The 25,350-nt window shown below is 60.5% G+C and carries 20 protein-coding genes and 1 tRNA gene; 11 read left to right on the top strand and 10 right to left on the bottom strand.

All coding sequences use genetic code 11. The annotated features are described in order from the left end of the window. The first annotated feature begins 15 nt into the window (after positions 1-15). Both BLT89_RS09020 and BLT89_RS09015 read left to right on the top strand, forming a co-directional pair. Positions 16-987, top strand: coding sequence for a 1-aminocyclopropane-1-carboxylate deaminase/D-cysteine desulfhydrase (locus BLT89_RS09020; RefSeq protein ID WP_408003039.1), 972 nt, complete (start codon positions 16-18; stop codon positions 985-987). Beyond that, on the top strand, positions 980-2,089 hold the full coding sequence (locus tag BLT89_RS09015) for a cyclic nucleotide-binding domain-containing protein (RefSeq protein ID WP_090194358.1): 1,110 nt from the start codon (positions 980-982) through the stop codon (positions 2,087-2,089). The genes BLT89_RS09020 and BLT89_RS09015 overlap by 8 nt, the downstream gene beginning before the upstream one ends. Positions 2,090-2,208: 119 nt before the next feature. On the opposite strand, the gene BLT89_RS09010 is transcribed toward BLT89_RS09015, so the two are convergent. Further along, positions 2,209-3,213 (bottom strand): DUF1853 family protein, encoded by a 1,005-nt coding sequence (locus BLT89_RS09010; RefSeq protein ID WP_408003073.1) that lies wholly within the window; start codon positions 3,211-3,213, stop codon positions 2,209-2,211. A gap of 34 nt (positions 3,214-3,247) precedes the next feature. Here BLT89_RS09010 and BLT89_RS09005 point away from each other — a divergent pair, with 34 nt between their 5' ends. The 7 genes from BLT89_RS09005 to BLT89_RS08975 all read left to right on the top strand — a co-directional run bounded on the left by BLT89_RS09005 (position 3,248) and on the right by BLT89_RS08975 (position 12,340). Next, the gene (locus BLT89_RS09005) at positions 3,248-4,135 is read left to right on the top strand and encodes an NAD(+) kinase (protein WP_090194355.1); all 888 of its coding nucleotides are present in this window, start codon (positions 3,248-3,250) and stop codon (positions 4,133-4,135) included. Then, on the top strand, positions 4,135-5,109 hold the full coding sequence (locus tag BLT89_RS09000; RefSeq protein ID WP_090194353.1) for a metallophosphoesterase: 975 nt from the start codon (positions 4,135-4,137) through the stop codon (positions 5,107-5,109). Before BLT89_RS09005 ends, BLT89_RS09000 begins: the two co-directional genes overlap by 1 nt. Then, a complete protein-coding gene (locus BLT89_RS08995; RefSeq protein ID WP_172829123.1) occupies positions 5,106-5,966 on the top strand; it encodes a rhomboid family intramembrane serine protease in 861 nt (286 codons plus the stop codon). Before BLT89_RS09000 ends, BLT89_RS08995 begins: the two co-directional genes overlap by 4 nt. Before the next feature lie 138 nt (positions 5,967-6,104). Beyond that, positions 6,105-6,371: a YeaC family protein gene (locus tag BLT89_RS08990; protein ID WP_090194351.1), complete on the top strand. Its 267-nt coding sequence runs from the start codon at positions 6,105-6,107 to the stop codon at positions 6,369-6,371. Beyond that, positions 6,371-7,198: a DUF2797 domain-containing protein gene (locus tag BLT89_RS08985; RefSeq protein WP_090194350.1), complete on the top strand. Its 828-nt coding sequence runs from the start codon at positions 6,371-6,373 to the stop codon at positions 7,196-7,198. The genes BLT89_RS08990 and BLT89_RS08985 overlap by 1 nt, the downstream gene beginning before the upstream one ends. A 150-nt stretch (positions 7,199-7,348) precedes the next feature. Next, positions 7,349-10,006 (top strand): aminopeptidase N, encoded by a 2,658-nt coding sequence (pepN, locus tag BLT89_RS08980; protein ID WP_090194348.1) that lies wholly within the window; start codon positions 7,349-7,351, stop codon positions 10,004-10,006. Positions 10,007-10,216: 210 nt separating this feature from the next. Next, positions 10,217-12,340 carry a transcriptional regulator gene (locus BLT89_RS08975; protein ID WP_090198860.1) on the top strand — a complete coding sequence of 708 codons (2,124 nt, stop codon included), beginning with the start codon at positions 10,217-10,219 and terminating at the stop codon, positions 12,338-12,340. A 305-nt stretch (positions 12,341-12,645) separates the two neighbouring features. Here the strand turns inward: BLT89_RS08975 and BLT89_RS08970 are convergent, their stop codons facing one another. From BLT89_RS08970 to thiO, 5 genes are all read right to left on the bottom strand, one after another. Then, a complete protein-coding gene (locus tag BLT89_RS08970; protein WP_197673492.1) occupies positions 12,646-14,034 on the bottom strand; it encodes an MFS transporter in 1,389 nt (462 codons plus the stop codon). Between the two features lie 514 nt (positions 14,035-14,548). Further along, positions 14,549-15,616: a DUF2855 family protein gene (locus BLT89_RS08965; protein WP_090194346.1), complete on the bottom strand. Its 1,068-nt coding sequence runs from the start codon at positions 15,614-15,616 to the stop codon at positions 14,549-14,551. Positions 15,617-15,673: 57 nt separating this feature from the next. Further along, positions 15,674-16,726 carry a tellurite resistance/C4-dicarboxylate transporter family protein gene (locus BLT89_RS08960; RefSeq protein WP_090194344.1) on the bottom strand — a complete coding sequence of 351 codons (1,053 nt, stop codon included), beginning with the start codon at positions 16,724-16,726 and terminating at the stop codon, positions 15,674-15,676. A 79-nt stretch (positions 16,727-16,805) separates the two neighbouring features. Beyond that, complete coding sequence (locus tag BLT89_RS08955) at positions 16,806-17,666, bottom strand: SDR family NAD(P)-dependent oxidoreductase (RefSeq protein WP_090194342.1); 861 nt, start codon at positions 17,664-17,666, stop codon at positions 16,806-16,808. A 577-nt stretch (positions 17,667-18,243) separates the two neighbouring features. Then, on the bottom strand, positions 18,244-19,356 hold the full coding sequence (gene thiO / locus BLT89_RS08950; protein ID WP_090194340.1) for a glycine oxidase ThiO: 1,113 nt from the start codon (positions 19,354-19,356) through the stop codon (positions 18,244-18,246). Positions 19,357-19,568: 212 nt separating this feature from the next. On the opposite strand from thiO, the gene BLT89_RS08945 reads away from it, so the two are divergent. Beyond that, positions 19,569-20,057: a metal-dependent hydrolase gene (locus BLT89_RS08945; RefSeq protein WP_090194338.1), complete on the top strand. Its 489-nt coding sequence runs from the start codon at positions 19,569-19,571 to the stop codon at positions 20,055-20,057. A gap of 224 nt (positions 20,058-20,281) precedes the next feature. Continuing rightward, positions 20,282-21,712: an alanine/glycine:cation symporter family protein gene (locus BLT89_RS08940; RefSeq protein ID WP_090194336.1), complete on the top strand. Its 1,431-nt coding sequence runs from the start codon at positions 20,282-20,284 to the stop codon at positions 21,710-21,712. A gap of 97 nt (positions 21,713-21,809) precedes the next feature. Here BLT89_RS08940 and BLT89_RS08935 read toward each other — a convergent pair. The 4 genes from BLT89_RS08935 to BLT89_RS08920 form a co-directional block, all read right to left on the bottom strand. Then, a tRNA-Thr gene (locus BLT89_RS08935) sits at positions 21,810-21,885 on the bottom strand. A gap of 75 nt (positions 21,886-21,960) precedes the next feature. Beyond that, positions 21,961-23,337, bottom strand: a complete 1,377-nt coding sequence (locus BLT89_RS08930; RefSeq protein WP_090194335.1) for a GTPase/DUF3482 domain-containing protein — start codon at positions 23,335-23,337, stop codon at positions 21,961-21,963. Next, on the bottom strand, positions 23,330-24,727 hold the full coding sequence (locus BLT89_RS08925) for a DUF2868 domain-containing protein (protein WP_090194333.1): 1,398 nt from the start codon (positions 24,725-24,727) through the stop codon (positions 23,330-23,332). The genes BLT89_RS08930 and BLT89_RS08925 overlap by 8 nt, the downstream gene beginning before the upstream one ends. 151 nt (positions 24,728-24,878) lie before the next feature. After that, positions 24,879-25,256 (bottom strand): MAPEG family protein, encoded by a 378-nt coding sequence (locus BLT89_RS08920; protein WP_090194331.1) that lies wholly within the window; start codon positions 25,254-25,256, stop codon positions 24,879-24,881. Positions 25,257-25,350 lie beyond the last annotated feature (94 nt).

The following is a 25,350-nucleotide window of genomic DNA, read 5'->3' as shown; positions in this document are numbered from 1 at the left end:
AACAGGCTGAACTGCGTGCTGCTGAACATTCCCGACTGGCCTGCCGCAGTGCCCCTGCAGCCGCTGAGCTTCGACTGGTCGGCCAGGGCTGGTCTGGAGCTGGCGGTGCTGCGCATGGACCTGCTGGATCCGCTGCTCGGTGGCAACAAGTGGTTCAAGTTGCAGCCCCACCTGCGGCAGGCGCAGCGTGCCGGAGCGCACGGATTGATCAGTCTCGGCGGTGCCCATTCCAATCATCTGCATGCACTGGCAGCTGCCGCCCAGCGTTTCGGCTTTGCCAGCGTCGGCTTGCTGCGTGGAGAGCCACAAGACACGCCCACCGTGAGCGATCTGCAGGCCTTTGGCATGCAACTGCACTGGCTCGGTTTTGGCGGTTACCGCGCCCGCCATCAGGCGGATTTTGCCCGGGATTGGCTGCAGCGCTATCCGCACTTTCAGCTGGTTGCCGAGGGTGGCAGTGGTGCACTCGGTGCTTCCGGCTTTGCCGATATTCCGCAACTGATCACGCAGCAACTGGCGCAGCTGGGCTGGAGCGATTACGACGGCTGCTGGCTGGCGGCCGGCACCGGTACCACGCTGGCAGGGCTGGTGCTGGCCGAGGCGGGCAGGCATCCGCTGTATGGCGCAAGTGTCGTGCCGGCAGGCTATGGCGTTGAGCAGCAGGTCAGGCAGATTCTGCAACAGGCGGGGCACGCCGATGCCGGCTATCGACTGCTCGATGCCAGCCGTGGTGGCTATGCGCGCATCGATCGCGAACTGGCTGTTTTCATAGCCGAAGTCGAGCAGGCCGGGCAACTGCCGCTGGAGGCCTGCTATACCGGCAAAGCCCTGCTGGCGTTGCGCCAGCAGGTGGAACAGGGAATGTTTGCCAGAGGAACCCGTCTGGTGTTCCTGCATACCGGTGGTATGCAGGGGCGACGGGCCCAGCAATCCTTGCTGCGGCGCCATGCCGCGCAATCTTCGTTGCAGGCAATCAGCCATGAGTGAACCGCTCCACCCGGACCAGCTGCGCTGCTTCACGCCGCTGAATGTGCTGTCCGATCAGCAGTGGCGCGAATTGCGCCCGCAACTGGTAGCGCAACCGCTGCTGCCCGGGCAGCTGCTGTTTCGGCGCGGCGATCAGGCCTTTCAGGCCTGCTTCCTGCTCAGTGGTGATGTGCTGTTGCAGGGCGATGATGGCCAGCCGTTGCTGGTCAGTGCCGGCTCGCCGGCCAGCCTGTTCGCACTCTCACCGTCGCTGCCGCGTCGGCATGATGCCCAGGCAGCCAGCGATGCCAGTGTGCTGATCCTCGACGGCGAGACCATTGCCGGCATGCTGGCCTGGCAGGCGGCCTATCAGGACCTGCTGCTGGAAATGCAGCTGCAGGGTGGTGATCTGCAATGGCTGGAATGCCTGCTGGAAAATCCACTGTTTGCCAAGGTGCCGCCGGCCCATGTGCGCAGCATGATCGAGCAGTTGCAGCCACTCGACGTGGCCGCCGGCCAGAGCATCTTGCGCGAAGGCGAAGCAGGCGATTGCTGCTATTTCCTCAAGCGCGGCCGTGCCGAAGTGATGCGCGCTGCCGGCAGCGATCAGCAAGTTTTGGCCGAGCTGGAGGTGGGTGCTTGCTTTGGTGAAGAGGCGCTGCTGTCGGATAGCCCGCGCAATGCCAGCGTGACCATGCTCGAGGACGGCCAGATGCTGCGCCTGGATCGGCAGAACTTCCTTGAACTGCTCAAGGAGCCGGTGGTGGCCGAGGTCAGCTTCGGTGAAGCGGTGCGTATGACCGGCAAGGGCGCGCAATGGCTGGATGTGCGCCGGCAGGACGAATACGAGGCTGGCCATGCCCTGCAATCCCTGCATATGCCGCTGGACCTGTTGCGTCTGAAAGTGCGCCTGCTGGACCCGCAACGTACCTATCTGTGTTACTGCGACAACGGTAAGCGCAGCGTCAACGCCGTCTATCTGCTCAAGCAACTGGGCTTCCAGGCCTACGCCCTGCACGGAGGCGTGGACGGGTTGTCGCTGCTGTTGCGTGAGGGTTTTCTCTGTGAACTGGGTGCGGGAAATCTGGTGCGCTCCGGTGGGCGTACCGAGCCCAGTCGCTAGCTGTTTCAACAGCGCTCCAGGCACTGATTTTCGCCGGCAAGCCCGCTCCTGGGTTCGAGCCGGCAGCTGTAGGAGCGGGCTTGCCCGCGAAGCCTTGCATACTCGCAACCGCTGCCTGATTAGCGCTGATCTGCGCCATCACCCGGCCACTGGTCATTGAGCAGCATCACCCGTGCGCTTTCCGTCCAGCTGCCATCCGCCTGTTGGCTGAAACCTGCCAGCAGGATGGGCGGAGCATCCGCCGCCAGTCTGTGCCGCCAGTCCTCCAGCCGGGCGGCAGGCCAGCTGCTTGCAGGTTGCAGGGTGCTGGGCGCCAGCCGGCAATCGCGGGCTACCGGTTGCCAGTGCTGCGCGCTGCTGGCGGCCTGAAAGGCGGGCCAGTCGTGGTGCTGCAACCACTGGCCGCGGGCATGCTGCGGGTGGCTTCCGGCGGGGGATGCGCAGCCGCCGGGCCAGGGATAAAACAGGTAGCCGCTCAGCCAGAGTCCGGGCCGGGGTTGCTGCACGCCGTGAGCGGCAAGGATGTCCTGTGCGGCCGGGCTGCCGCACAACAGCAGTTGCTGGCTGCCCAGGTGCTGCAGCTTGCGTTGCAGATTGTCGGCCCGTCCGGCGCCACGCCAGTTGGCCGGCAATTGCCCGTCGCCGCTGGCCGGGCCGAGATACAGCTTGATCGCCAGTTCCAGGTGATGATCGCCTTCGGCATCGCGCAGCAACATATCGAGCTCGCCAAGGGTCTGGCCGCCCTGGCGCACCGGCAGATTGGCCGCCAGCAGTTCGATATCCGGTGCCTGCTGCAGGGCGAATTGCCAGAGCCGTTCGTAATGGATGCCCAGGCGCTGGCTGCGTGCCCCTTGCAGCCAGTCGAGCAGCGGCTCCGGATGCTGCTGCTGTTCCTGCAGCCAGTCAGCCAGCCATTGCGGATTGTGCCACCAGCCACTGGCACTCAGCGGGTGGCGCTGCGGGCAGCCGGGCGCCGCCAGCAGCGGCGCCGCCAGCAGCGTCCAGGCGAGGTCGCGCACGGCAGGGTGCTGCAGGCGGGGCAGCCATTGGTCGAGCAGGTCGGGAGTCAGCATAGGCGGAGCATAGTCGATGCCGGTTTGCCGCTGCGCCTGCCTTTCACCCATAATCCACTGCTCACGTCCGGCGCAGAGCAATCCCATGGAGCAATTTCGCAATATCGGCATCATCGGTCGTCTGGGCAGTGCCCGGGTGCTCGATACCATCCGCCGTCTGAAGCGCTTTCTGCAGGATCGCCATATGCATGTGGTGCTCGAGGAAAGCATTGCCGAAGTGCTGCCCGGCCATGGCCTGCAGGTCTCCTCGCGCAAGCTGATGGGCGAAATCTGCGATCTGGTGATCGTCGTCGGCGGTGACGGCAGCATGCTCGGTGCGGCGCGCTCGCTGGCGCAGTCGAAAGTGCCGGTGCTGGGCATCAACCGTGGCAGCCTGGGCTTTCTCACCGATATCAGTCCGGACGAGCTGGAACTCAGGGTCAGCGAGGTGCTGGACGGCAAGTACATGGTCGAAACGCGCTTTCTGCTGGACACCGAAGTGCGCCGCCAGGGCGAGGTGATCGGCACCGCCGATGCGCTGAACGATGTGGTGCTGCACCCCGGCAAGTCGACGCGGATGATCGAGTTCGAACTGTATATCGACGGGCATTTCGTCTGCAGCCAGAAGGCCGACGGCCTGATCGTCGCCACACCGACCGGCTCGACCGCCTACGCACTGTCTGCCGGCGGGCCGATCATGCATCCCAAGCTGGATGCCATGGTCATCGTGCCGATGTACCCGCATACGCTGTCCGGCCGGCCGATCGTGGTGGACGGCAACAGCGAGCTGAAAATCGTCGTATCGCCGGATATGCAGATTTATCCGCTGGTTTCCTGCGACGGACAGAATCACGTCACCTGTTCGCCGGGCGATCACATCATCGTCCGCAAGAAGCCGCACAAGCTGAAGCTGATCCACCCGCTGGAACATAACTTCTACGAGGTTTGCCGAACCAAGCTGGGTTGGGGGAGCCGGCTGGGCGGAGGCAAGTAATGTATCTCGATCCGCAACGCGGCTATGACCTGATCGGCGACGTGCACGGTTGCACGCACACGCTGGAGCGTCTGCTCGACAGCCTCGGTTACCGCCAGCACGGCGGCGTCTGGCGGCATCCGTGGCGCCAGGTGCTGTTCCTCGGTGACATCATCGATCGCGGCCCGCGTATCCGTGAGGCGCTACACCTGGTGCATGACATGGTCGAGGCCGGGCAGGCGCACTGCATCATGGGTAATCACGAATTCAATGCGCTGGGCTGGAGCATTCCGGCGCCGGCAGACAGCGGGCGTGAATTTGTCTGTGAACACACGGCCCGGCATGCCCGCCAGCTGCGCGAAACCCATCGGCAGTTCGAGCAGCATCCGGCTGACTGGCAGGACTTCCTCGGCTGGTTCTGCCAGCTGCCGTTGCTGCTCGATGGCGGGCGTTTCCGCGTGGTGCATGCCTGCTGGGATGGCGCCCTGATCAGCCAGTTGCGCGCACGCTTTGCCGATGCCCGGGTTGATCAGGGTTTCGTCGAGGCGGCGGCAGTGCAGGGCAGCTTGCCCCACCGGGTGTTCGATCGGCTGCTGCGCGGGCTGAACATGCGCCTGCCCAACGGCCTGGCGATGACTGGTGATGACGGCCTGACCCGTTCGTTCTTTCGCAGCAAGTTCTGGGCGGTAGACCCGCAAACCTACGGCGACATCGTGTTTCAGCCCGATGCCCTGCCCGAGCAGGTGGCTGCCCAGCCACTGCCGGCCGCCGAGAAAGCCAGCCTGCTCAGCTATCCGGCGGAAGAACCGCTGCTGTTTGTCGGCCATTACTGGCGGCGCGGCAAACCGGCGCCGTTGCGACCGAATCTGGCCTGTCTGGATTACAGCGCGGTGATGCGCGGCAAGCTGGTGGCCTATCGCCTGGATGATGAAGCACAGCTCGATCCGGGCAAGTTCGTCTGGGTCGAGGTAGAGCTGCCGGAGGCACCCCAGTGAAGGCCGTAGCCGCCATGCGTTTGCCGGTAAGTGTCGATCTGGGCGGCTTCATCGCCCTGTTGCGGCGCTTGCAGGTGCCGCACCGCGTCACCGAAGTCGCCGGCGAACAGGTGCTGTGGGTTGGCGCCGAGCCGATAGCCGAGCAGGTACGCCAGCTGTATGCGCAGTACCCGCAGGGTGATGGCGTTGAACTGGTGGCCGCCACGCCGGTAAATCCTTCCGGCAGTGTGCTGCAGAAGCTGCGGGCGACACCGATGACCAGCGCACTGTTGCTGATTACCCTGCTGGTCGCACTGGTGACCTGGGGTGGCAGCAACCTGCAGGCGGTACGCTGGCTGAGTTTCCTCGATTTCAGCGTGCAGGGTGATTACCTGTACTTCGTGCCCTGGTCGCAGAGCATGGCGCAAGGCCAGTGGTGGCGTCTGGTGTCACCGGTGTTGCTGCATTTCGGCCTGCTGCATCTGGCGATGAACAGCCTCTGGTGCTGGGAACTCGGGCGGCGTATCGAATTGCGCCAGGGTGCGCTGACGCTGTTCGTTCTGCTGCTGTTTTACAGTCTGGTGAGTGACCTGGCACAGTTCTACTGGAGTGGTCCGGGGCTGTTTGGCGGCCTTTCCGGGGTGCTCTACGGCCTGCTCGGGCATTGCTGGATCTACCAGAAGCTGGCCCCCGACCGCATCTATCGGCTGCCGCCGGGGGTAGTCGGCATGATGCTGATCTGGCTGCTGATCTGCATGACCGGTATTTTCGAACTGGTGCAGCTGGCGGCGATCGCCAATGCGGCCCATGTCGGCGGCCTGCTGGCCGGCTGTCTGACCGGCCTGCTGGGCGGTGCACTGGCGCGGCAGCGTCAGTAGAATGCCGGTATTGCCTTGTCCGCGAAGGCTTGCCTTGTAGGAGCGGGCTTGACCGCGAAACGGATTCGCGGGCAAGCCCGCTCCTGCGGAAAATGCCGCAACGCAGCAAATGTTGAAATGTTTATTACGGAGTTACCCATGTCGAATTTTGCTCAAATTGCCAGCACCATCAACGCCGAGGTCTACGCGAGCTTCAAGCTGGCGGTGGAGATCGGCAAGTGGCCGGATGGGCGCAAGCTCAGTGCCGAACAGAAAGAGCTGTGCCTGCAGGCGATGATCGCCTACGAACTCAAGCATCTGCCCGCAGACCAGCACACCGGCTACATGGGCCCGCAGGCCTGCGAATCGCAATCCATGGAAGTGCCGAATATCCTGTTCAGCAGTAAAGCGGACACCCTGCACTGATGGCGTTGCTCGGGCAGGGCGCCTTGCGCAAGATGAGCGCCAGGCTGGACTCGCCCGTCAGCTATGCGTTCTGTCTGGATGAGCAGGAGCTGCCGGTCAATCCGCTGCTCGGCCAGCGCCTGAGCATCGAATTCCTCGGTGCCATCCATTGCAGCCATTGCGGGCGCAAGACCAAGAAGAGTTTCAGCCAGGGTTATTGCTATCCCTGCTTCACCAAACTGGCGCAGTGCGACAGCTGCATCATGAGCCCCGAACGCTGCCACTACGCCGCCGGCACCTGCCGCGAGCCGGCCTGGGGCGAGCAGTTCTGCATGACCGACCACATCGTCTATCTGGCCAATTCTTCCGGGATCAAGGTCGGCATCACCCGTGCCTCGCAGGTGCCGACACGCTGGATCGACCAGGGCGCCAGCCAGGCGCTGCCGATTCTGCGCGTCGCCACCCGTCAGCAATCCGGCTTTGTCGAAGACCTGCTGCGCGGGCAACTGAGTGACCGCACCAACTGGCGCGCCATGCTCAAGGGCGAGGCCGCGCCGCTGGATCTGCCGGCCGTGCGCGACCAGCTGTTTGCCACCTTTGCCGATGGCATCGGCGAGCTGCAGCAACGCTTTGGTCTGCAGGCCCTGCAATTACTCGGCGACATGCAGCCGGTCGAAATTACCTATCCGGTCAGCTGCTATCCGACCAAAGTCGTCAGCCATGATCTGGACAAGACCCCGCTGGTCGAGGGTACGCTGCTGGGGATCAAGGGCCAGTACCTGCTGCTCGACACTGGCGTGATCAACCTGCGCAAATACACTGCATATCAGGTGGCCATTTGCGCCTGAATAACTAAGCGTAGGGTGGGCTTCAGCCCACCAGAACCCTGGTCCCTGATGGTGGGCTGAAGCCCACCCTACGCCGATCTGGCACAGCGGGACCCGCAACACATAACGGCTACATCGTCTTTAATTACCGCTCTGCCGAAGGAAATCATCATGCGTACCGAACAACCCAAAGTCATTCACCTCAAGGACTACCAGGCCCCTGACTACCTGATTGACGAGACGCATCTGACCTTTGAGTTGTTCGAGGATCACACCTTGGTGCATGCCCAGCTGGTGATGCGCCGCAACCCGCAACTGGGCATGGATTTGCCGCCGCTGGTACTCGATGGTCAGCAGCTGGAGCTGCTCTCGCTGAGCCTGGATGACCATCTGCTGACGCCGGCCGAGTATCAGCTCGACGACAGCCAGCTTACCCTGCAGCCGCCGCACAGCGAGTTCGTCATCGACAGCAGCGTGCGCATCCATCCGGAAAGCAATACCGCGCTGGAAGGCCTGTACAAGTCCGGCAGCATGTTCTGCACCCAGTGCGAGGCCGAAGGCTTCCGCAAGATCACCTACTACCTCGACCGTCCCGATGTGATGAGCAAGTTCACCACCACGGTGATGGCCGAGCAGCAGCGCTACCCGATCCTGCTGTCCAACGGCAACCCGCTGGCCAGCGGTGCAGACGACCAGGGCCGCCACTGGGCGACCTGGGAAGATCCGTTCATGAAACCGGCCTACCTGTTCGCGCTGGTTGCCGGTGACCTGTGGTGCGTCGAGGACAGCTTCACCACCATGCACCAGCGCGAGGTGGCGCTGCGCATTTATGTCGAGCCGGAAAACATCGACAAGGTGCAGCACGCCATGGACAGCCTGAAGAAGTCGATGAAGTGGGACGAGGAGGTCTACGGCCGCGAATACGACCTGGACATCTTCATGATCGTCGCGGTCAACGACTTCAACATGGGTGCCATGGAAAACAAGGGCCTGAACATCTTCAACTCCAGCTGCGTGCTGGCCCATGCCGAAACCGCCACCGATGCCGCTCACCAGCGCGTCGAGGCGGTGGTGGCGCATGAGTATTTCCACAACTGGTCGGGCAACCGCGTGACTTGCCGCGACTGGTTCCAGCTGTCGCTCAAGGAAGGCTTCACGGTATTCCGTGATTCCCAGTTCAGCGCCGACATGAACTCGGCCACGGTCAAGCGCATCGAGGACGTGGCCTACCTGCGCACCCACCAGTTCGCCGAAGACGCCGGCCCCATGGCCCATCCGGTTCGCCCGGATTCGTTCATCGAGATTTCCAACTTCTACACCCTGACCATCTACGAGAAGGGCTCGGAAGTACTGCGCATGATCCACACCCTGCTCGGCGCCGAAGCCTTCCGCCAGGGCAGCGACCTGTACTTCGAACGCCACGACGGCCAGGCCGTGACCTGCGACGATTTCGTCAAGGCCATGGAAGACGCCAGCGGCAGCGACCTGACCCAGTTCAAGCGCTGGTACAGCCAGGCCGGCACACCGCGCCTGAGTGTCAGCGACAGCCACGATGCCCAGGCCGGCACCTATACCCTGACCTTCAAGCAAAGCTGCCCGGCCACGCCGGGGCAGAGCGAGAAACTGCCGTTCGTGATTCCGGTCGAACTGGGCCTGCTCGACAGCAAGGGCCAGCCACTGGCGCTGCGCCTGCAGGGCGAAGCACAGGCGACTGGCGACAACCGCGTGCTGTCGGTCACCGAGGCCGAGCAGTCGTTCACCTTCGTTGATGTTGCCGAAAAGCCGCTGCCGTCGCTGCTGCGCGGGTTCTCCGCGCCGGTAAAACTCAGCTTCCCCTACAGCCGCGACCAGCTGATGTTCCTCATGCAGCACGACAGCGACGGCTTCAACCGCTGGGAAGCCGGCCAGCAGCTGGCCGTGCAGGTGTTGCAGGAGCTGGTCGGGCAGCAGCAACGCGGCGTGGCCATGGCGATGGACGAGCGGTTGGTCAAGGCGCTGTGCAGCGTACTCAACAACGAGCAGCTCGATCCGGCCATGGTTGCCGAAATGCTCAGCCTGCCCAGCGAAGCCTACCTCACCGAGATCAGCGAGGAGGCTGATGTCGAGGCGATCCACGCTGCCCGCGAGTTTGCCCGCAAGCGTCTGGCCGATGACCTGTTCGAGCCGCTCTGGCAGCGCTATCAGGATGCCCGCGTGCAGTCGCGCAAGCAGGCCTATGTCGCCGAAGCCAGCCACTTCGCCCGCCGCGCCCTGCAGAACATGGCGCTGTCCTACCTGATGCTCACGGAAAAGCCCAAGGTGCTGACCGCCTGCCTGGAACAGTACGAAGCCTGCGACAACATGACCGAGCGCCTGACCGCGCTGGCCGTGCTGGTCAACTCGCCGTTCGAGGCCGAGAAGGCCGCCACCCTGGCCAACTTTGCCGAACGCTTCAAGGACAACCCGCTGGTCATGGACCAGTGGTTCAGCGTACAGGCCGCCAGCACCTTGCCGGGCGGGCTGGAGCGCGTGCAGGCCCTCATGCAGCACCCGGCCTTCACCCTGAAGAACCCGAACAAGGTGCGTGCCCTGATCGGCGCCTTCGCCGGGCAGAACCTGATCAACTTCCACCGCGCCGACGGCAGCGGCTACCGCTTCCTCGCCGACCTGGTGATCCAGCTCAACGCCCTCAACCCGCAAATCGCCTCACGCCAGCTGTCCCCACTGACGCGCTGGAGCAAATACGCCCCGGAGCGGCGCCAGATGATGCGCAACGAGCTGGAGCGGATTCTCGCCAGCGGCGAGTTGTCGAGTGATGTGTATGAGGTGGTGAGCAAGAGTTTGGTTTGAGCCACGCCCCGCATACCGTAGGGTGGTCAACTCGCGCAGCGATTGGCCACCAATGGTGTGTGCATCATGGGTAATTCACCGGCTTCGATGGTGGCCAAGCCTTCGGCGTTGACCACCCTACGGATATCCGGGTTACTTGCTATTTTTTTATTGCCGAATTCGATCTAATTACAGTTCGGCGTCAAAAATGAAACCATGATGGAAGTCCGCATGAATCCAAAAAAATTCTCCCGCATAGCGGAATCACTTCGGCAGTATCGGCGAGCAGAGCTTCGCGATTTTATGGACGAGATTGGCGAAAACGCGGTTGATACCTTGTATGTCGATCCCTTGCCAGGTGATGCGGTACTGACATCCGTTCTTTCGAGCAACACCACATTTTTACTCGGAAGGAAAGGCACAGGGAAAAGCACGGTATTTGCTCGCGCTCAGAGTGAGTTGAGAAAAAAGCAGAACATCATTTCCATCTATGTTGATGTGAAGAGCCTCTATGACACCATGCAGGCCTCGGATGTTGTATCTGGTGTGGTTGGGGATGTGACGATAGACCCGGGTATTTTCCGTGCTCATTTGCTAAGAAAATCATTCCTTGGGTCGTCGTTGGCCGAAATACTCAAAGAAATTGACAAGACTTCAGAAGCAATGTCGCTCTGGGATAAGTGGCGTGGACACAGAAAGCCATATTCTGAATTGCGGAAAAATATCGAGGCACTTCAATCCCGATTGAAGGACGTGAAACTGGATAGTCAAGAATTGCCTGTCCTCCAGCAAATCACTACTAAGTGGAAAGCAAGGGCTCAAAAAGAGACTGGTAAAACACAGAGTGCCGGCGTGAAGGTTGAAGCTGGGGGCATGCCGGCCAACGTTGGAGTTAATTTTTCTGGACATGCTTCCTTAAGTGATTTTGATAAATCGTTAGACGATAACGAGGTATACAACGAATATTCAGATGTTGTTCTGAGATCCTTCCCGTTTGATTCCATCATTTCGGAGATAAAGGAACTTGTCGAAGAGTGTGGTTTAGCGCGGCTTGTAATTTTCTTCGATGATTTTTCAGAGTTGAGCTTAGTTGATCAGCGCCTTTTCGTGGATATTGTTCTGGCACCTCTTAATAATTCTAGTAACGAATCAATCAAATTAAAGATTGCAGGATATCCGGGTCGTGTATATTTCGGAAAAATTGACCCAGGTAAGGTTGATACTGTATCTCTAGATTTTTCATCCCTATACGAAGCGTCAGAAGTCCAAACAATGGAACACGCTGCAACTGATTACGCTAGTCGTTTGATGCGTTCGCGTTTTGAGGCATTTGGTGAAGATGTAAACGATTATTTTGATGATTCGATTTCAATCGAACAACATATGCGTCTCCTTTTCGAGACAACATTCAATGTCCCTCGTCTTATGGGAATACTATTGCATGTTTGTTATTTGGATAGGGTTTCTAAGGGGCAGAAAATTACAGCTGCATCGTTACGGTTGGCCGCTCGAAAGCATTATGAAAACACAATTGTAAAATACTTTGATCGCTTAAATAGATATGCACTTGAGCCGTTTGAAAATAAACTTGACAGGCATAATCAAAGCGAGCTTATAAAGACCATAACCCAAGAGGCCAAGAGAGTCAGAAGTGGAATTTCCTCTGGGACAGTTGGCGGGACATATTTTAAGGGCGTTTCCAATCCTCCGATAAGTCACTTCATCGTTTCACCAGAACTTTCCGTTATTTTTCAATCATTGGAAGCTAACTTTTTGCTGTCACGTTACAAGGAAACACGTGATAAAAATGGTAAGCCAGTAGTTGTTTATGCGATGTTTTACGGACTTTCGGAGGCCGAGAGAATAGCTTGGGGTTACCCATCAGGGCGTGAGTATCGGAATTACTTTGTACAAAGGTGTTTCGACTTTTCTTCAGCGATTCACGAATTTCTATCGCAGAAGCAAACCATTAGATGTGGTAGTTGTTTTACTTGCTTCCCTTTAGACCAAAAGCCGAGTATTGAACTATATAAATGGCGGTGTCCGGAGTGTTCAGATGGTCACTGTTCGATTGTTGATCTTGCTGATGATTTCGCTCAAGAGGTAAGCAAACTTTCAAATCAGAAGGCGCTGGATCCGGTTGAGCTAGACATCCTTACAGCATTACATGATGAAGACGAAGAAATGAGGGCAAGCGAAATTTCTGCGCTTATTGACGTAACCTATCAATTGGTTGGAAAAAGAACGTCCAAACTTAGTGATATTGGTCTTGTAAAGAAGGAACGTAAGCTGATTGATGGGAAAATGAGAAGCCAAATAACCGACCGTGCCAATAATAACTATTTTGGGGAGTAGGTTAAGTAGGTAGTCCGGATTTCATTACTGTGGAAACTGCTCCGCAGTTTCCCAACCTGCGGACCTTTCAGGCCGAGCAAAAAGGGGACAGATTAATTTTTGATCGTTCCCACGCAGAGCGTGGGAACGATCCGCCTCCAGCACTGTGGCTACAACGCAACAGGGCCAGGCCTCTCCAGCCTTACCCGATAAGTCTGATCAGCCCATGATTCGGCGCAACCTTGTTCTTCAGCAGCGGCTGGCGCAAAGAGCAGGATGGGTTTCGATGGTGGCCAGGCCTTTGGCGTTGACCACCTTGCAGGTATTCAGACTGCCTGTTCCGCCTTATCAATAGCCGGATAGGGTGCAACCAGCAGAATCAGAAATCCCACCACCAGGAACACAATCAGCGCACACATACCGATGCGCGCCGAATCGGTCAATATGGTGAGGCTGGCCACCGTCATCGGCGCCAGGAAGGATGTCGCCCGGCCGGAGAGCGCATACAAACCAAAGAAACGACCGGCTTCCTCTGTGCTCACGCTGCGCGCCAGATACGATCGGGATGAGGCCTGCACCGGGCCGAACACCAGGCCGATGAACAAGCCGAAGAGGATGTACACCTTTTCCGAGGCCGTGCCGAACAGGCCGCCGTTGTCCTGGACGGGAAGGTTCATGGCACCAAACAGGGTGAAACCCTGGCCGGTTGAAACGATGCCCAAGGTGGCAAAAATCAGCACAACCAGACTGATGATCACCACTGTTTTCGAGCCCAGTCGGCTGTCGATTTTCCCGGCAAAGTAGCAACCAAAGATCGATGCGACCAGCAGCAGGATGCCGTAGACGCCCATTTCTATCGTTTCCCAGCCAAACAGGCCAGCCGCGAATACCCCGCCCAATGCCAGCAAGCCGTTCACGCCGTCCTGGTAGACCATGCGTGCCAGCAGAAACTTGAATACCGCGCTGCGCTGCCTGAATTGCCTGAGCGTGCTGGCCAGTTCATGGAGTCCGGCCTTTACCGCGCTCTTCAGGGGCAAGTTGCTTTGCGTATCCGGCGTGAACAGGAACATGGGGATAATGAAAAGCAGATACCAGATGGCCGAGAGCGGGCCGGTCGCGCGGGCGTCTTCACCGAGAGCGGGGTCCAGGCCGAACCATGGCGCAACACCGATCAGGGTTTTGCCGGTGCCCGGGCTACCCGCCAGAAACAGCAAGACGATGAATAACACCAGCAATCCGCCGATGTAACCCAGGCCCCATGCCATGTTGGAAACCCGCCCGATTTCTCGTTGGCTGACCAGACGCGGCAGCATGGAGTCATTGAAGACAATCGAAAATTCGGCGGCGATGGTGGCCATGACAATGCACAGCATTGGCAGGACAAGCGACGCGCCGGGGACGGCAAACCAGAGCAGGCCCAGTGCTGAAATCTGAATGATGGCGAAAAAGCCGATCCATTTTTTTCGCGCGCCGGAAGCGTCTGCAATCGAACCCAGAACAGGCGAGAGCAGAGCAATCAGAAAACCGGAAATGGTCACGGTGTAACCCCAGGCGGCCTGCCCGGATACCGGGTCATCGACCAGGCGAGAAACGAAATAGGGGCCAAAGATGAAGGTCAGTACCACGGTGAAAAAGGGCTGAGCGGCCCAGTCGAATAGCATCCAGCTGAAAATGCCGCGCCTGTTGCTGTCTTGAGTCGTTGATAAGTCGTTCAATGCGTGCTCCAGACTGAGTGCGTGTGATGTATTTGCAGTGCTGCTGAAGTCTGGTTTGTGGATCTTTTGCTTCAACGGCTGACTCTGCCTGTGTTTTGTTACAGTTCTGTTCTGGCCTGAGCTCTGCTCTCAAGTGCAGCAAAGCGCAGGGGGCATCGCGTTTGATGGTTCCCATGCTCTGCGTGGGAGCCCGCGCCCCGGGACGTTCCATGTCCTCAGGCGTAGAACGCCTGCCACTGCATTCCCACGCAGAGCGTGGAAACGATCTGTTTCCGGTACTGTGGGTACAACGAAACAGGGTCAAGCATCTCACAAGCCTCACTCGGAAAATGGGGCAGATTTATTTTTGATGGTTCCCATGCTCTGCGTGGGAACCCGCGCCCCGGGACGTTCCACGTCCTCAGGCGTAGAACGCCTGCCACTGCATTCCCACGCAGAGCGTGGGAACGATCCGCCTAACGATCTGCTTCTGGTGCTGTGGCTACAACGCAACAGAACCAAGCCTCCCCCAGCCTTACCCGATCTGACAGATCAGCCCGCGATTGGGCGCTACCTGGTTGCCGAGCATCTCCAGATAGGCACTCTTCAGCGCCTGCTCGCCTGTCAGGTGCTCTACGCCCAGGTGGCCGGCAACGGCGGCGACGAAGGCGTTGAACTGGGCATCCACCCGCGTGCGGAATTCTGCCGGGCCGATCTGCTTGAGCAGGGCTTCCGCTGCGCTTGGCGCGAAGAACAGGATGGGTTTCGGGCCGGGCAGGTCGCGGGCGCCTTTGCGTGCATCGATATGGGTGGCGCCGACCAGCGAGCTGAATTTCAGGTTGTCCTGCCAATGACCATGAATCGCCGCGAGCAGCTTGCCGTTGCCGGCAAAGTCCACTGACACGGTGGGCAGCGTGGCATCGGCGTCGGCCAGCTGGTCATAGGTCAGCACCTGGTCGTACAGGCCGGTTTCGCGCACGAAGTCGATGTTGCCGGCTGAGGTCAGGCCGATGCGTTTGATCTGCGGGCTGAGGTTCTTGGTTACCAGCGCCAGGGCGAGGGCGGTCTTGGAGGAGGCGCTGGTCAGCAGCATCGCCTGCGCGCCATGCCAGTCGGCCTGGTGCATGACGTCTTCAATCAGGAAGCTGGTGGTGAACAGCGGCTGATACAGCGCACGTTCGTCCTCGCCCTTACCAGCAGCGGTGCCCAGCCGGTTGTACTGGTTGTAAATGATCGCCAGTGCCTTGCGGTGTTCGGTGCTGTCGACAAACCCGGCCGCGCTGACATGCCCCGGCGTGACCAGCAAGTGGCTGGCCATCGGCAGATAGCCGTAGACCCGTTCGCCCACCTTGATATCGGCATGCTGCGAGGCCACCACACGGGCAAAGCCCCACACCGGCACGATGCCCCAGCCGGCTTCAGCGGTGGGGAAGAAGTTCCAGTAGCCGAAGCCATCGCCGATCACCGCATAGGTGATGTTGTTGGCGGTCAGTGCGTACTTTTCGATTTGCAGCAGAATCTGCCCTGCGCCCGGTTGCGGGGTGTCGCTCTGCTGCCATTTTGCGTTGGCCAGATCGGTCTTGTTTACCCAAAGGCTTTGCATGTTGCTCACTCCGTGATTTTTGATCGAAATTTTGCAGGGGATAAATTCAGCAGCGGTTTATTTGCCATCCTCAGCGGGCACTTGCTTACGGGTGACCATTGAAGAATGAATGAACCGGAAGAGGGTGAAGCACCAGGCCAATATGGCGATATAGATAAAGTATTCAGGGATTCGCAGCAGCCAGCTTAAATCCAGAACCTTGGCCAGCATGATGGTGCATACCGTAAACATGCCTAGCGGGAAGACCATCCCCCAATCCATCGGGCTGTATCGGAAAGGGTGCTTTTTATACAGGAAGCGCCAGCAGTTAAGCGCTATCAGTTGTGGCAGCCAGGCGAATGCGGTTGCCCAGAACAACAGCGTTAATCCTTTGATGAAAGGCAGCAGGTCAGCCACGAACTCGACGTGAGAGCCGTGCAGGACAAGTTGTGTGCCGGCCAGGGTGGAAATGGCTACCGCACCCATGTTGATCCAGTAGGGTGAGGTGTACTCCTGCGGGGTCATCGGCAGGAAGACACTTCGATAAAAAATCAGTGAGATCAATGAGACATACAAAATTCCGCCGGCCATCCAGGTGGTGGTTGCGATGAAAATGACGATGTCCGGATGGGCGAACTGGCTCGCTATCTGGCTACCCAGCAACGACAGGCCCTGGCAGGCAACCACTGCAACCAGCCAGCCGCCGTTGATGCCTTCTTCCAGGCCGGGCTTGGCCGTTGAAATGGTCAGGCAGGTAAATATTCCGTAAAAAATCAAAGGAAAGAGTACAAGCGCGAAGCACCATAGATAGGTCGCAATCCGGATGTCGTTTGCAACAATATTGAACTGTGAACCGAGCACACAGGAGCCGGCAATCACGGTAAAAAAGCCAACCGAGCGGTTGAAGCAAAAACAGTCGGCCTTGAACTCGTCAAAGAACTTGAACAGCCGGGTGCCATAGGCAAGCCAGAGGCCCAGATAAAAGGCGACATTCAGCCAGAGCAGAATTTGACTGAAGAAAACAAAGCCCTCGAGTTTGGCGGCAATCGAAACAATCCCGGTTGCCATCACCAGAGAGAAATACACCGGGTGCAAATTCCTGATGTTTTTATCCAGCCAGTTTCCAGACATTTGATCTCAGCCTTGTCGTCCGATGAGTGACGCTTGGTTGGGCAGGTGCCCGCCAGGGCATCCGCTGAATGTCCCGGCCTCAGCTATCCAGCCGCTGTACGTTACCCGGATCGATGTCGGCACTGCCATGGGCTGCCCGCTCCTGGGCCAGCCGCGCGCCTTCGGCAGCGGTGATGCTAAACAAGCGCTCGGGATCGGCGGTGCGCAATTGCAGCGCCATCTTTTCCATGCCTTCGACCACTTCAATGGTGCGCTGCCCGGCAGCCAGGCCGGCGATGATCTGTTGTGCCGCTTCGGCGGCCGACATGCCATTGTCGATGTTGACATCCGAGCGGCCGCGCCGCTGGCCATCACCGCCCAGCGCATTGGTGGCCACGCCGGTTTTAACCGAGCCGGGCAGAATCACGCTGACAGCGATGCCATGGGCCTGCTCGACCTCGGCACGCAGCGCCTCGAAGTAGCCGATGACCGCATGTTTGGCGCCGCAGTAGGCGGTGCGTAGCGGGGCGCCAACCTTGCCGGCCACCGAGCTGACCACGGCAAGCTGGCCGCTGCCGCGCTCGACCATGCGTGGCAGTAGCAGCTGGGTTAGCGCTACGGGTGCCAGATAGTCGACCTCCATGATCGTGCGGTAAACCTCCATATTGGTATCCAGCGCCAGGCTGCGCTGGCTGATGCCGGCGTTGTTGATCAGGCAGTCGATGTGCCCTTGCCAGTTCCAGGCCTGTGCCACCACCTCTGCCAGCGCGGGGTAATCGGTGCTCTCGAAAGGCAGTACCAGACTGCGTTCGGGAGCCTGCGCGGCAACCGCCTGCAGGGCCTGGGCGCGCCGCCCCGAGAGAATCACCCGGGCGCCTTGCTGCAGCAGTGCCCGCGCCAGTGCCTCGCCGATGCCTGAAGAGGCGCCGGTAATCCAGATTACTTTGTTGTCGAATTGCATCGATGAATCCTCTTGATGAGCCGCTTCAGGCTAGCAGGTCGCTGAAAAGCTGACTGTTATACCGTGACCGCGTTGAGCGCAACCACACAAAAGCCAGACGCTGGGCGGGCGTTGGTGGGTGCCGAAGGAAGAGCGCAGCGCAACAAATGCACGATTTGTCGGTGCAGCGGTGAAATTTTGACCTTATGTCCGGGCGGATATTTCAAGCCAATGCCCGGCTGTGGGAGCGGCGCCTCGCCGCGAAAATTGTGCAGTCTCGCGCCGGGTCGGCGCTCCCACAGGGTCGGGCTGGATAACAGGGTCGGGCTGGATATCTGCCGAGCTGTTAGCTTGCTAGCACCTCGGCCAGACGCTGGGCGGGCGTTGGTGGGTGCAGAAGGAAGAGCGCAGCGCAACAAATGCACGATTTGTCGGTGCAGCGGTGAAATTTTGACCTTATGTCCGGGCGGATATTTCAAGCCAATGCCCGGCTGTGGGAGCGCCGACCCGGCGCGAAAAATGTGCAATCTCGCGCCGGGTCGGCGCTCCCACAGGGTCGGGCTGGATAACAGGGTCGGGCTGAATATCTGTCGAGCTGTTAGCTTGGTAACGCCTCATGCATGCGTCCGGAAGGGGCATAGGGGTTGGCATCTATCACCGGCGCTTCGTCCAGCAGCAGGTTCTTCAACAGTTCGCAGGAGGCCGGTGCCAGCACCAGACCGTTGCGATAGTGACCGCAGTTCAGCCAGAGTCCGGGAAACTCTGCCAGTTCGCCGATAAACGGAATGCCTTCGGGCGAACCCGGACGCAAGCCGGCCCAATGACCGACTACTTCGGCTTCTGCCAGGGCTGGCAGCAACTCCTCGGCAGATGCCTTCAGGCTGCTCAGTGCCTCTGCTGTGGGCGTCTTGTCAAAACCGGCATGCTCCAGCGTGCTGCCAATCAGCACCAGACCATCGCGTCGTGGAATGGCGTAACGGCCTTTGCCAAGCACCATTGCCGGCAGAAAGTCCCGCGCACACTGGTAGAGAATCATCTGCCCCTTGACCGGCTGCACGGGCAGCGTGAGACCAAGGGTCTTGAGCAATTCGCCGCTCCAGGCACCGGCTGCCAGGACCACCTGTTCGGCACGTAGGTCGCCCTGCGCGGTTTGCACGCCGGCAACGCGTCCGTCCTCGATGATGAAACCGCTGACCACGCAGTTTTCCCGCAGGCTGACATTCGGCAGTTGCAGCAACGCCGCATGCAGCGCTTTGAGCAGTCGCGGGTTGCGTACGCTGGCCAGTCCCGGCATATGCAGCGCGTGCTCAAACCCGGCAGCCAGGGCCGGTACCGCCGCACGCGCTTGCGCTATGTCTACCTGTTGCAGCGGATAATCCAGCCTGCGCGCCCAGTCCAGCGCGAGTGCTTCGTCTTCGAGATCCAGCCAGTAGAGCCCCGTGGCATGAACCTCGGGGTCGATTCCGGTCTGCTTCAGCAACTGTCCGGCAAGAGCGGGATAAAAGTGCTGTGACCAGTGCGCCAGCGCTGTCACCGCCGGGCTGTAGCGCCACGGATAGAGTGGCGAAACTATGCCGCCACCGGCCCAGGAAGATTCCTGGCCAAGCGCGCCCTGCTCAAGCAAAACCACCGGTTTTTGTGCAGACGCCAGCATCCAGGCACTCAGCGCGCCCATGATCCCACCGCCCACGATCACAATTGGCATTTCCATATATCGCCTTGTTCAGCTTATAAATCAGCAACTAAGCAGGATTTCTGCGTGTTGTGGAGAGCCTGGGAGTTTCCCATACTTTGCGACCCGCAGAATTAACCCTGATCAGGTATGCGTTATCCGAAACGCTTCTTGCCCTGCGCGGACAGGCTTGCCCGTGACCGGGTGTGCTCGCTGCGGGCGGAGCGCCATCAATAGACTCAGGAACCCATATGCCATTCACTCCGCTGCACATGGGCCCCGGCCTGCTGATCAAGGCACTGCTGCAGGGCAGTTTTTCCTTGCTGGTGTTCGGCTGGGCGCAGATCGTCATGGATATCCAGCCGCTGCTGGTGATCCTCAGCGGCGCGGGCCATCTGCACGGTTTCACCCATACCTATATCGGTGCGGCACTGCTGGCGGTGTTTTCGGCGGTCAGCGGCAAGTACCTGGCGACGTTCGGGTTGCGCCTGATCGGCCATCGCGAGTTCCTGCCGATCAGCTGGCTGGTGGCCGGTATATCGGCAGCCATCGGCACGTTCAGCCATGTGTTGCTGGACAGCGTGATGCACGCCGATGTCGTACCGTTCTGGCCGCTGGGTGCGCACAATGCACTGCTCGGGCTGATTTCCATCAATGCGCTGCAGTGGGTATGCCTGGGCAGCGGACTGTTGGGGGCAATTCTCTACTTTGTTCTGGCCCGTCTCCCGACCGGCAAGTAGCTTGTTCGGCGCCCGGCGCTATCACGCCAGATCCGGCTGTAGGGGGGCTGATCTGATATTTCAGCGCGGATTATTTGCATTCCTGCAGGCATAATTGGCCGAGCCATAAACGGGCACCTATGCTCAGCCTTCCGGGCTGCTGATTGCCTTGATCATTCCTGCGTGCTCTCCCGTCCGGGAGGGGCCAACTCCGCAGATCCACAAAACAACAAAAGGAATACGCCATGGAGCAGGTAGCCAATCTGGCCAATCTGGTTGTCGACACCCTGAACGGTCTGATCTGGGGCAAGATCCTCATCTGGTTACTGGCCGGCAGCGGGGTGTATTTCACCTTGCGTCTGGGGTTTATCCAGTTTCTGCATTTCGGCCACATCTTCTCGGTGCTCAAAGGCAGCCGGCACTCCGATGCCTCGGGCATTTCCTCGTTCCAGGCCCTGTGTACCTCGCTGGCAGCGCGGGTTGGTACCGGCAACATTGCCGGCGTCGCGGTTGCCATCACGCTGGGAGGCCCCGGCGCGATCTTCTGGATGTGGGTAATAGCCCTGCTGGGCATGGCCACCGGCTTTGTCGAGGCGACACTGGCGCAGCTGTACAAGGTGCGCGATGACAACGGTCAGTTCCGTGGCGGCCCGGCTTACTACATGGAGCGTGGCCTGGGCGTGCGCTGGATGGGCGTGCTGTTTTCGATTTTCCTGATCATTGCCTTCGGCTTTGTCTTCAGTGCCGTGCAGGCCAACACCATTTCTGCCGCAATGGAAGGTGCGTTCGGGATCAGTACCTGGATGACCGGACTGGGCATTGTGGTGCTGACCGGGATGATCATCTTTGGCGGCCTGCGTGCCATTGCACGCTTCTCGGAGATTGCCGTGCCACTGATGGCAGTGCTCTATCTGCTGGTGGCGGTGTTTGTCATTCTGACCAACCTCGGCGAGATTCCCGGCGTTTTCGCGATGATCTTCAAGAGCGCTTTCGGTCTGGAGGAGGCGGCAGCCGGCGGCATCGGTGCGGCGATCATGAACGGCTTCAAACGCGGTCTGTTCTCCAACGAAGCGGGTATGGGTTCGGCACCCAACGCGGCGGCATCGGCTACACCCCATCCTAATCATCCGGCCTCCCAGGGTTACGTACAGATGGCCGGGGTGTTTATCGACACCTTGCTGATCTGTACGGCGTCGGCAGCCATCATTCTGCTGGCCGGTCCCCAGGAAGGCGAAGGCATCATGCTGGTACAGAACGCCCTGAGTAGCGAAGTGGGTTCCTGGGCCAAGTATTTCCTGACCGTGATCCTGCTGTTCTTCGCTTTCACCTCGATCGTCGCCAACTATTTCTACTCGGAAAACTGCTTCGTGTTCCTTGAGCACAGCCATCCGGCCGGCTTGCTCTGGTTCCGGCTGGCGGTGTTGGGCATGGTGATGTTTGGTGCCGTCGCGTCGATGCCGTTCGTGTGGAATCTGGCAGACCTGTCGATGGGCCTGATGGCCATCACCAACCTGATCGCGATTCTGCTGTTGTCGAAACTGGCGTTCAAACTGGCCAAGGATTACAACAGCCAGCGCAAGGCCGGCAAGGATCCGGTTTTCGATGCCGGACAGTTCCCGGAAGTGCAGACCCGGATCGAGCCTGGGGTATGGGATGATCGCTTGAAAACCGAGTAACAGCAGCGGCAACTCGGCATGGGCGTCACTGCATCGGTGCGCCCCTGCTGTGGCAGGCGGGCAATACCGCCTGCATCGCTGCAAGCCTTGCTGTGACTGGTGCCGGAGACAGGAATCGAACCTGCGACCTTCGCGTTACGAGTGCGCTGCTCTACCGACTGAGCTACACCGGCACTGGCGCTAAAACTAGCAGTTGTTCACGGCCGTAAGCAACGCCTGATGCGACCATCCTGTGCTGGCGTAGCTGCTCAGGAACTGGTGATCAGCGCCGCGGCCAGTTCGGCGATCTGTGCCTGGCGCTCGGGGCTGCTGGCCGGGCTGCCGGGGTTGAGTGTCGACCATTCTGGATGGGCGCGTGACTTGCGCAACGGCAGCGGCAGCTTGCCCTGACTCCACAGGGTTGCTTCAGCCGCCGGCAGTTGCAGCTTGTGTACGGCCGCGTGGCCGCGCAGGTTGAGTGCCTGCAGCAGTTGCAACTGGCGCATGGCGAGCAGGCGCAGCACGCTGTCATCGATGCTCAGTTCATGTTGTCCCTTGAACTTGCCGAGCAGGCGTTTGCCGTAGCCGCGCGCCGTCTGCACGCCGCCACCGGCCACTGCGCCGAGCAGTGCGGCCGCGCCCAGGGTCAGGCCGCCCACCAGCAGATCCACGCCGGCACCGGCTGCCGCACCGGCGGCCACACCGCTGCCGAGTTTGATGCCCAGTTGTTTCAGGGTTTCCGGGTTGAACAGGTCATCGCCCCAACGGCCATCCAGTAACGGCAGAGCGTCGGGCAGGGCATCATCCTTGCGGAAGGCATACAGCCGCAGTAGCGCTTCGACACAGCGCTGCTCGCGCTGCCTTACGCTCTGGTGCAATTGTTCGATGGCGGCGCGTTCAGCCTCCGGCCTGGCGACTACCTGCTGGCGGCAGGCGGCGCAGTCGATCAGCAGTTCGGCGATCAAGAGCCGGGCGCTTTGCTGTCTGGCGATGGCCTGGGCACTATGGTCATCGATCAGTTGCTGCAACGACGGGCGGGATTTTTCCAGCAGCAGGGCCAGGCTTTCATACAGACGGCGCTCGCCATCCTGCGGCGGTGCCACCGTGTCGAAGCGCACCAGCGCATGCAGGCCGAGGCGGCCCAGCGCCTCGCGCCAGGCTTCTTCCTGACCGTGACTGGCGCTGGCGAAATTCAGCACCGGCAGCAGCGGTTTGGCGCAGCCGGCCAGCACTTCCAGTTCGTCGCGGTATTTGGCCAGTACCGGCTCGCGCGCATCGATCAGGTACAGCCCGGCATCGCATTGCAGCAACTGGCGCAACACCTTGGCTTCCTGTTCGAAGCGCTGGCGGGCTTCGCTGCTTTCAAGGAAACGGCTGATGCGTGCCGGGCCGTCGAGGCGTTCGCCGGGGCGCTCGAGCCGTTCCAGGTAGTCGAGCAGGGCGATGGCGTCTTCCAGTCCGGGGGTGTCGTACAGTTCCAGCAGCGCATTGCCATTCACGCTGAGACGCGCGCCCTCGACATGCCGGGTGGTGCTCGGCCGATGGGAGACCTCGCCGAAGTCGACATCGCGCAGCAGGGTGCGCAGCAGCGAGGTCTTGCCGACGTTGGTGTGGCCGACCACGGCCAGCTTCAGCGGTTTAGTCATGGCCGCTCTCCAGCCAGGTCAGGCTGGCACTGTCGGCATACGGCAACTGCAGTTGGCCCAGTGCCTGATGCCAGTCACTCAATCGATCGGCGTCCAAGGCCTCGCCGGGCTCGGCAGGAAGTAGCCAGACCCGTGTGGCTGCGGCGCTTTGTGCCAGCTCGGCAATCAGGGCCAGGCTACCGCGATCCGGCGAGCGCCGTGGGTCGCAAGCGATCAGCAGGCGTGCCGGCGGAAAACGGCTGAGCTGGTCGAGCAGGTGCTGCCGTTGCTCGCGGCTGTCGAGATTGCCGGCATCGGCGATGCCCGCGGGCAAGGCCGGTGGCCAGGCTCGCTTGCCGTCGAGTTCGATGGCTACCAGCAGGGCGCCGCTACTCTGTTCCAGGGTGTGACCGCCGGGCAGAATGGCCGGCAGTTCAGGCGCTGCGCTGACGATGCCCAACCGTTCGCTGTCCGGCAGCAATTCGCTGCGCAACAGCTGATAGGCCGGCAGTGACAGATCCAGTGCCAGGCTCTTCAGGCCGTGGCGCCAGCCCCACAGGCAGAGCAGGCTCAGCAGCAGCCGCGGCAGCACGCCGAACACAATAAACACGCCAAGCAGCCAGCTGGCCCAGACCTGCCGTGCCAGTGGGTCATTCAGCGCGAGATCACCGCTGGCCCGGATCATCTGCGCATCGGGCTGGCTGAAGCCGGCCAGCGCCGGCAGTGCGCCGAGGGCCTGGATCAGGCCGACAAAACTGTTGCTGCCAAGCAGGGTGGTTTCCCAGACAAAGCCGTAGCGATGTGTACTCATCAGCAGCAGCAACAACGCCAGCGCGCCGAGCAGGGTCAGCAGCCACAGGCCGTTGCTCACCAGACCGATGGCCCAGCGACTCAGGCGCTGTCTTTGCAACAGCAGCAGCAGCGCCGGAGCCAGTTGGGCGGCCCGGGCATCGCGGGCCAGCAGGTCGCTGAGCCAGCGCCACAGGCGCGTCAGCAGGCCGTTGTCGTTACCCAGCAACAGGCTCAGGCCGGAGATCAGCAGCATGATCAGGTTCACCCCGAGCAGGCTGCCCAGCGCCCAGAACACATTGACCGGGCGCACGCCATCACCGAGTGCGGCAAACGCCAGGCCGGCGCCGGTGAGCAGCGCCAGCAGGGCCAGCAGCAGCATGGCCAGGCCGGCACCGTGGCGGTAATGCTGCAGGGCGATCAGTTGCCCGTCACGTTCAGCCAGACTCAGGGCACGTTGCAGGATGCGCTGCTGCAGATCACCGCCGCCGGCGCGCGCCAGACGAATGGCCGCGCGGTCTTCCAGCCGCTCACCACGGGCTTCGCGCAGGCGAATGGCTTCGCACAACCAGTAGCGGTCGAGAGGGGTAAGGGTGCTGGTTGCGGGGATGGCTGGACTCACGCAGGACTCGGCTCGCTGGCAGTTGCCTCAAGGATAACTGCTAAGTCCGGGTTATGGGCACCTGCCGGGGGGCTGGGAGGGGTAACTGCAGTAAAAACTGCAAGGAAACCGGCCCGGGAGACGGGCCGGTGCGCCGGATGGAGCGTGCTGCTTAGCCGATCAATGCGCCGACAAGGCTGGCAATCAGCAGCAGCAGGGTCGGAATGAAGGTGAGCATGAAGCCGGTGCCGCGCTTTGCCGGATCAGCCACGTAGGCACGGCGGTAGAGGGCGCGGCCGACCAGGTAGACAACCCCCAGCGCGGCAACATACGGCTGCGGCCAGTAGACGGCAGCTATCAGCAGGGCCGGCAGGAAACAGACCAGTTGCTCCAGTGTGTTCATCTGCACGCGGAAGGCCCGTTCGAACATCTCGTTGCCGCTGATAGCGGGTGCCTTCACGCCGTACTGTTCGCGTGCCTTGCCCACGAGAATGGCGAAATACATGAACTGGACGATTGCCAGAACTGCTATGAGGTGGACGTAATTCATGGAAACTCCAATGGTGTTGTCAAGCCTTGCCTGACCGGTTCGGTGAGCTTCGGCAGTCTGTGCCGCGTCGCCAAGCTAATGCTTTGCCGATGGG

Source organism: Pseudomonas pohangensis (assembly GCF_900105995.1).
In the GTDB taxonomy this organism is placed as follows: domain Bacteria; phylum Pseudomonadota; class Gammaproteobacteria; order Pseudomonadales; family Pseudomonadaceae; genus Aquipseudomonas; species Aquipseudomonas pohangensis.
This window is presented reverse-complemented; position numbering and strand designations above follow the sequence as displayed.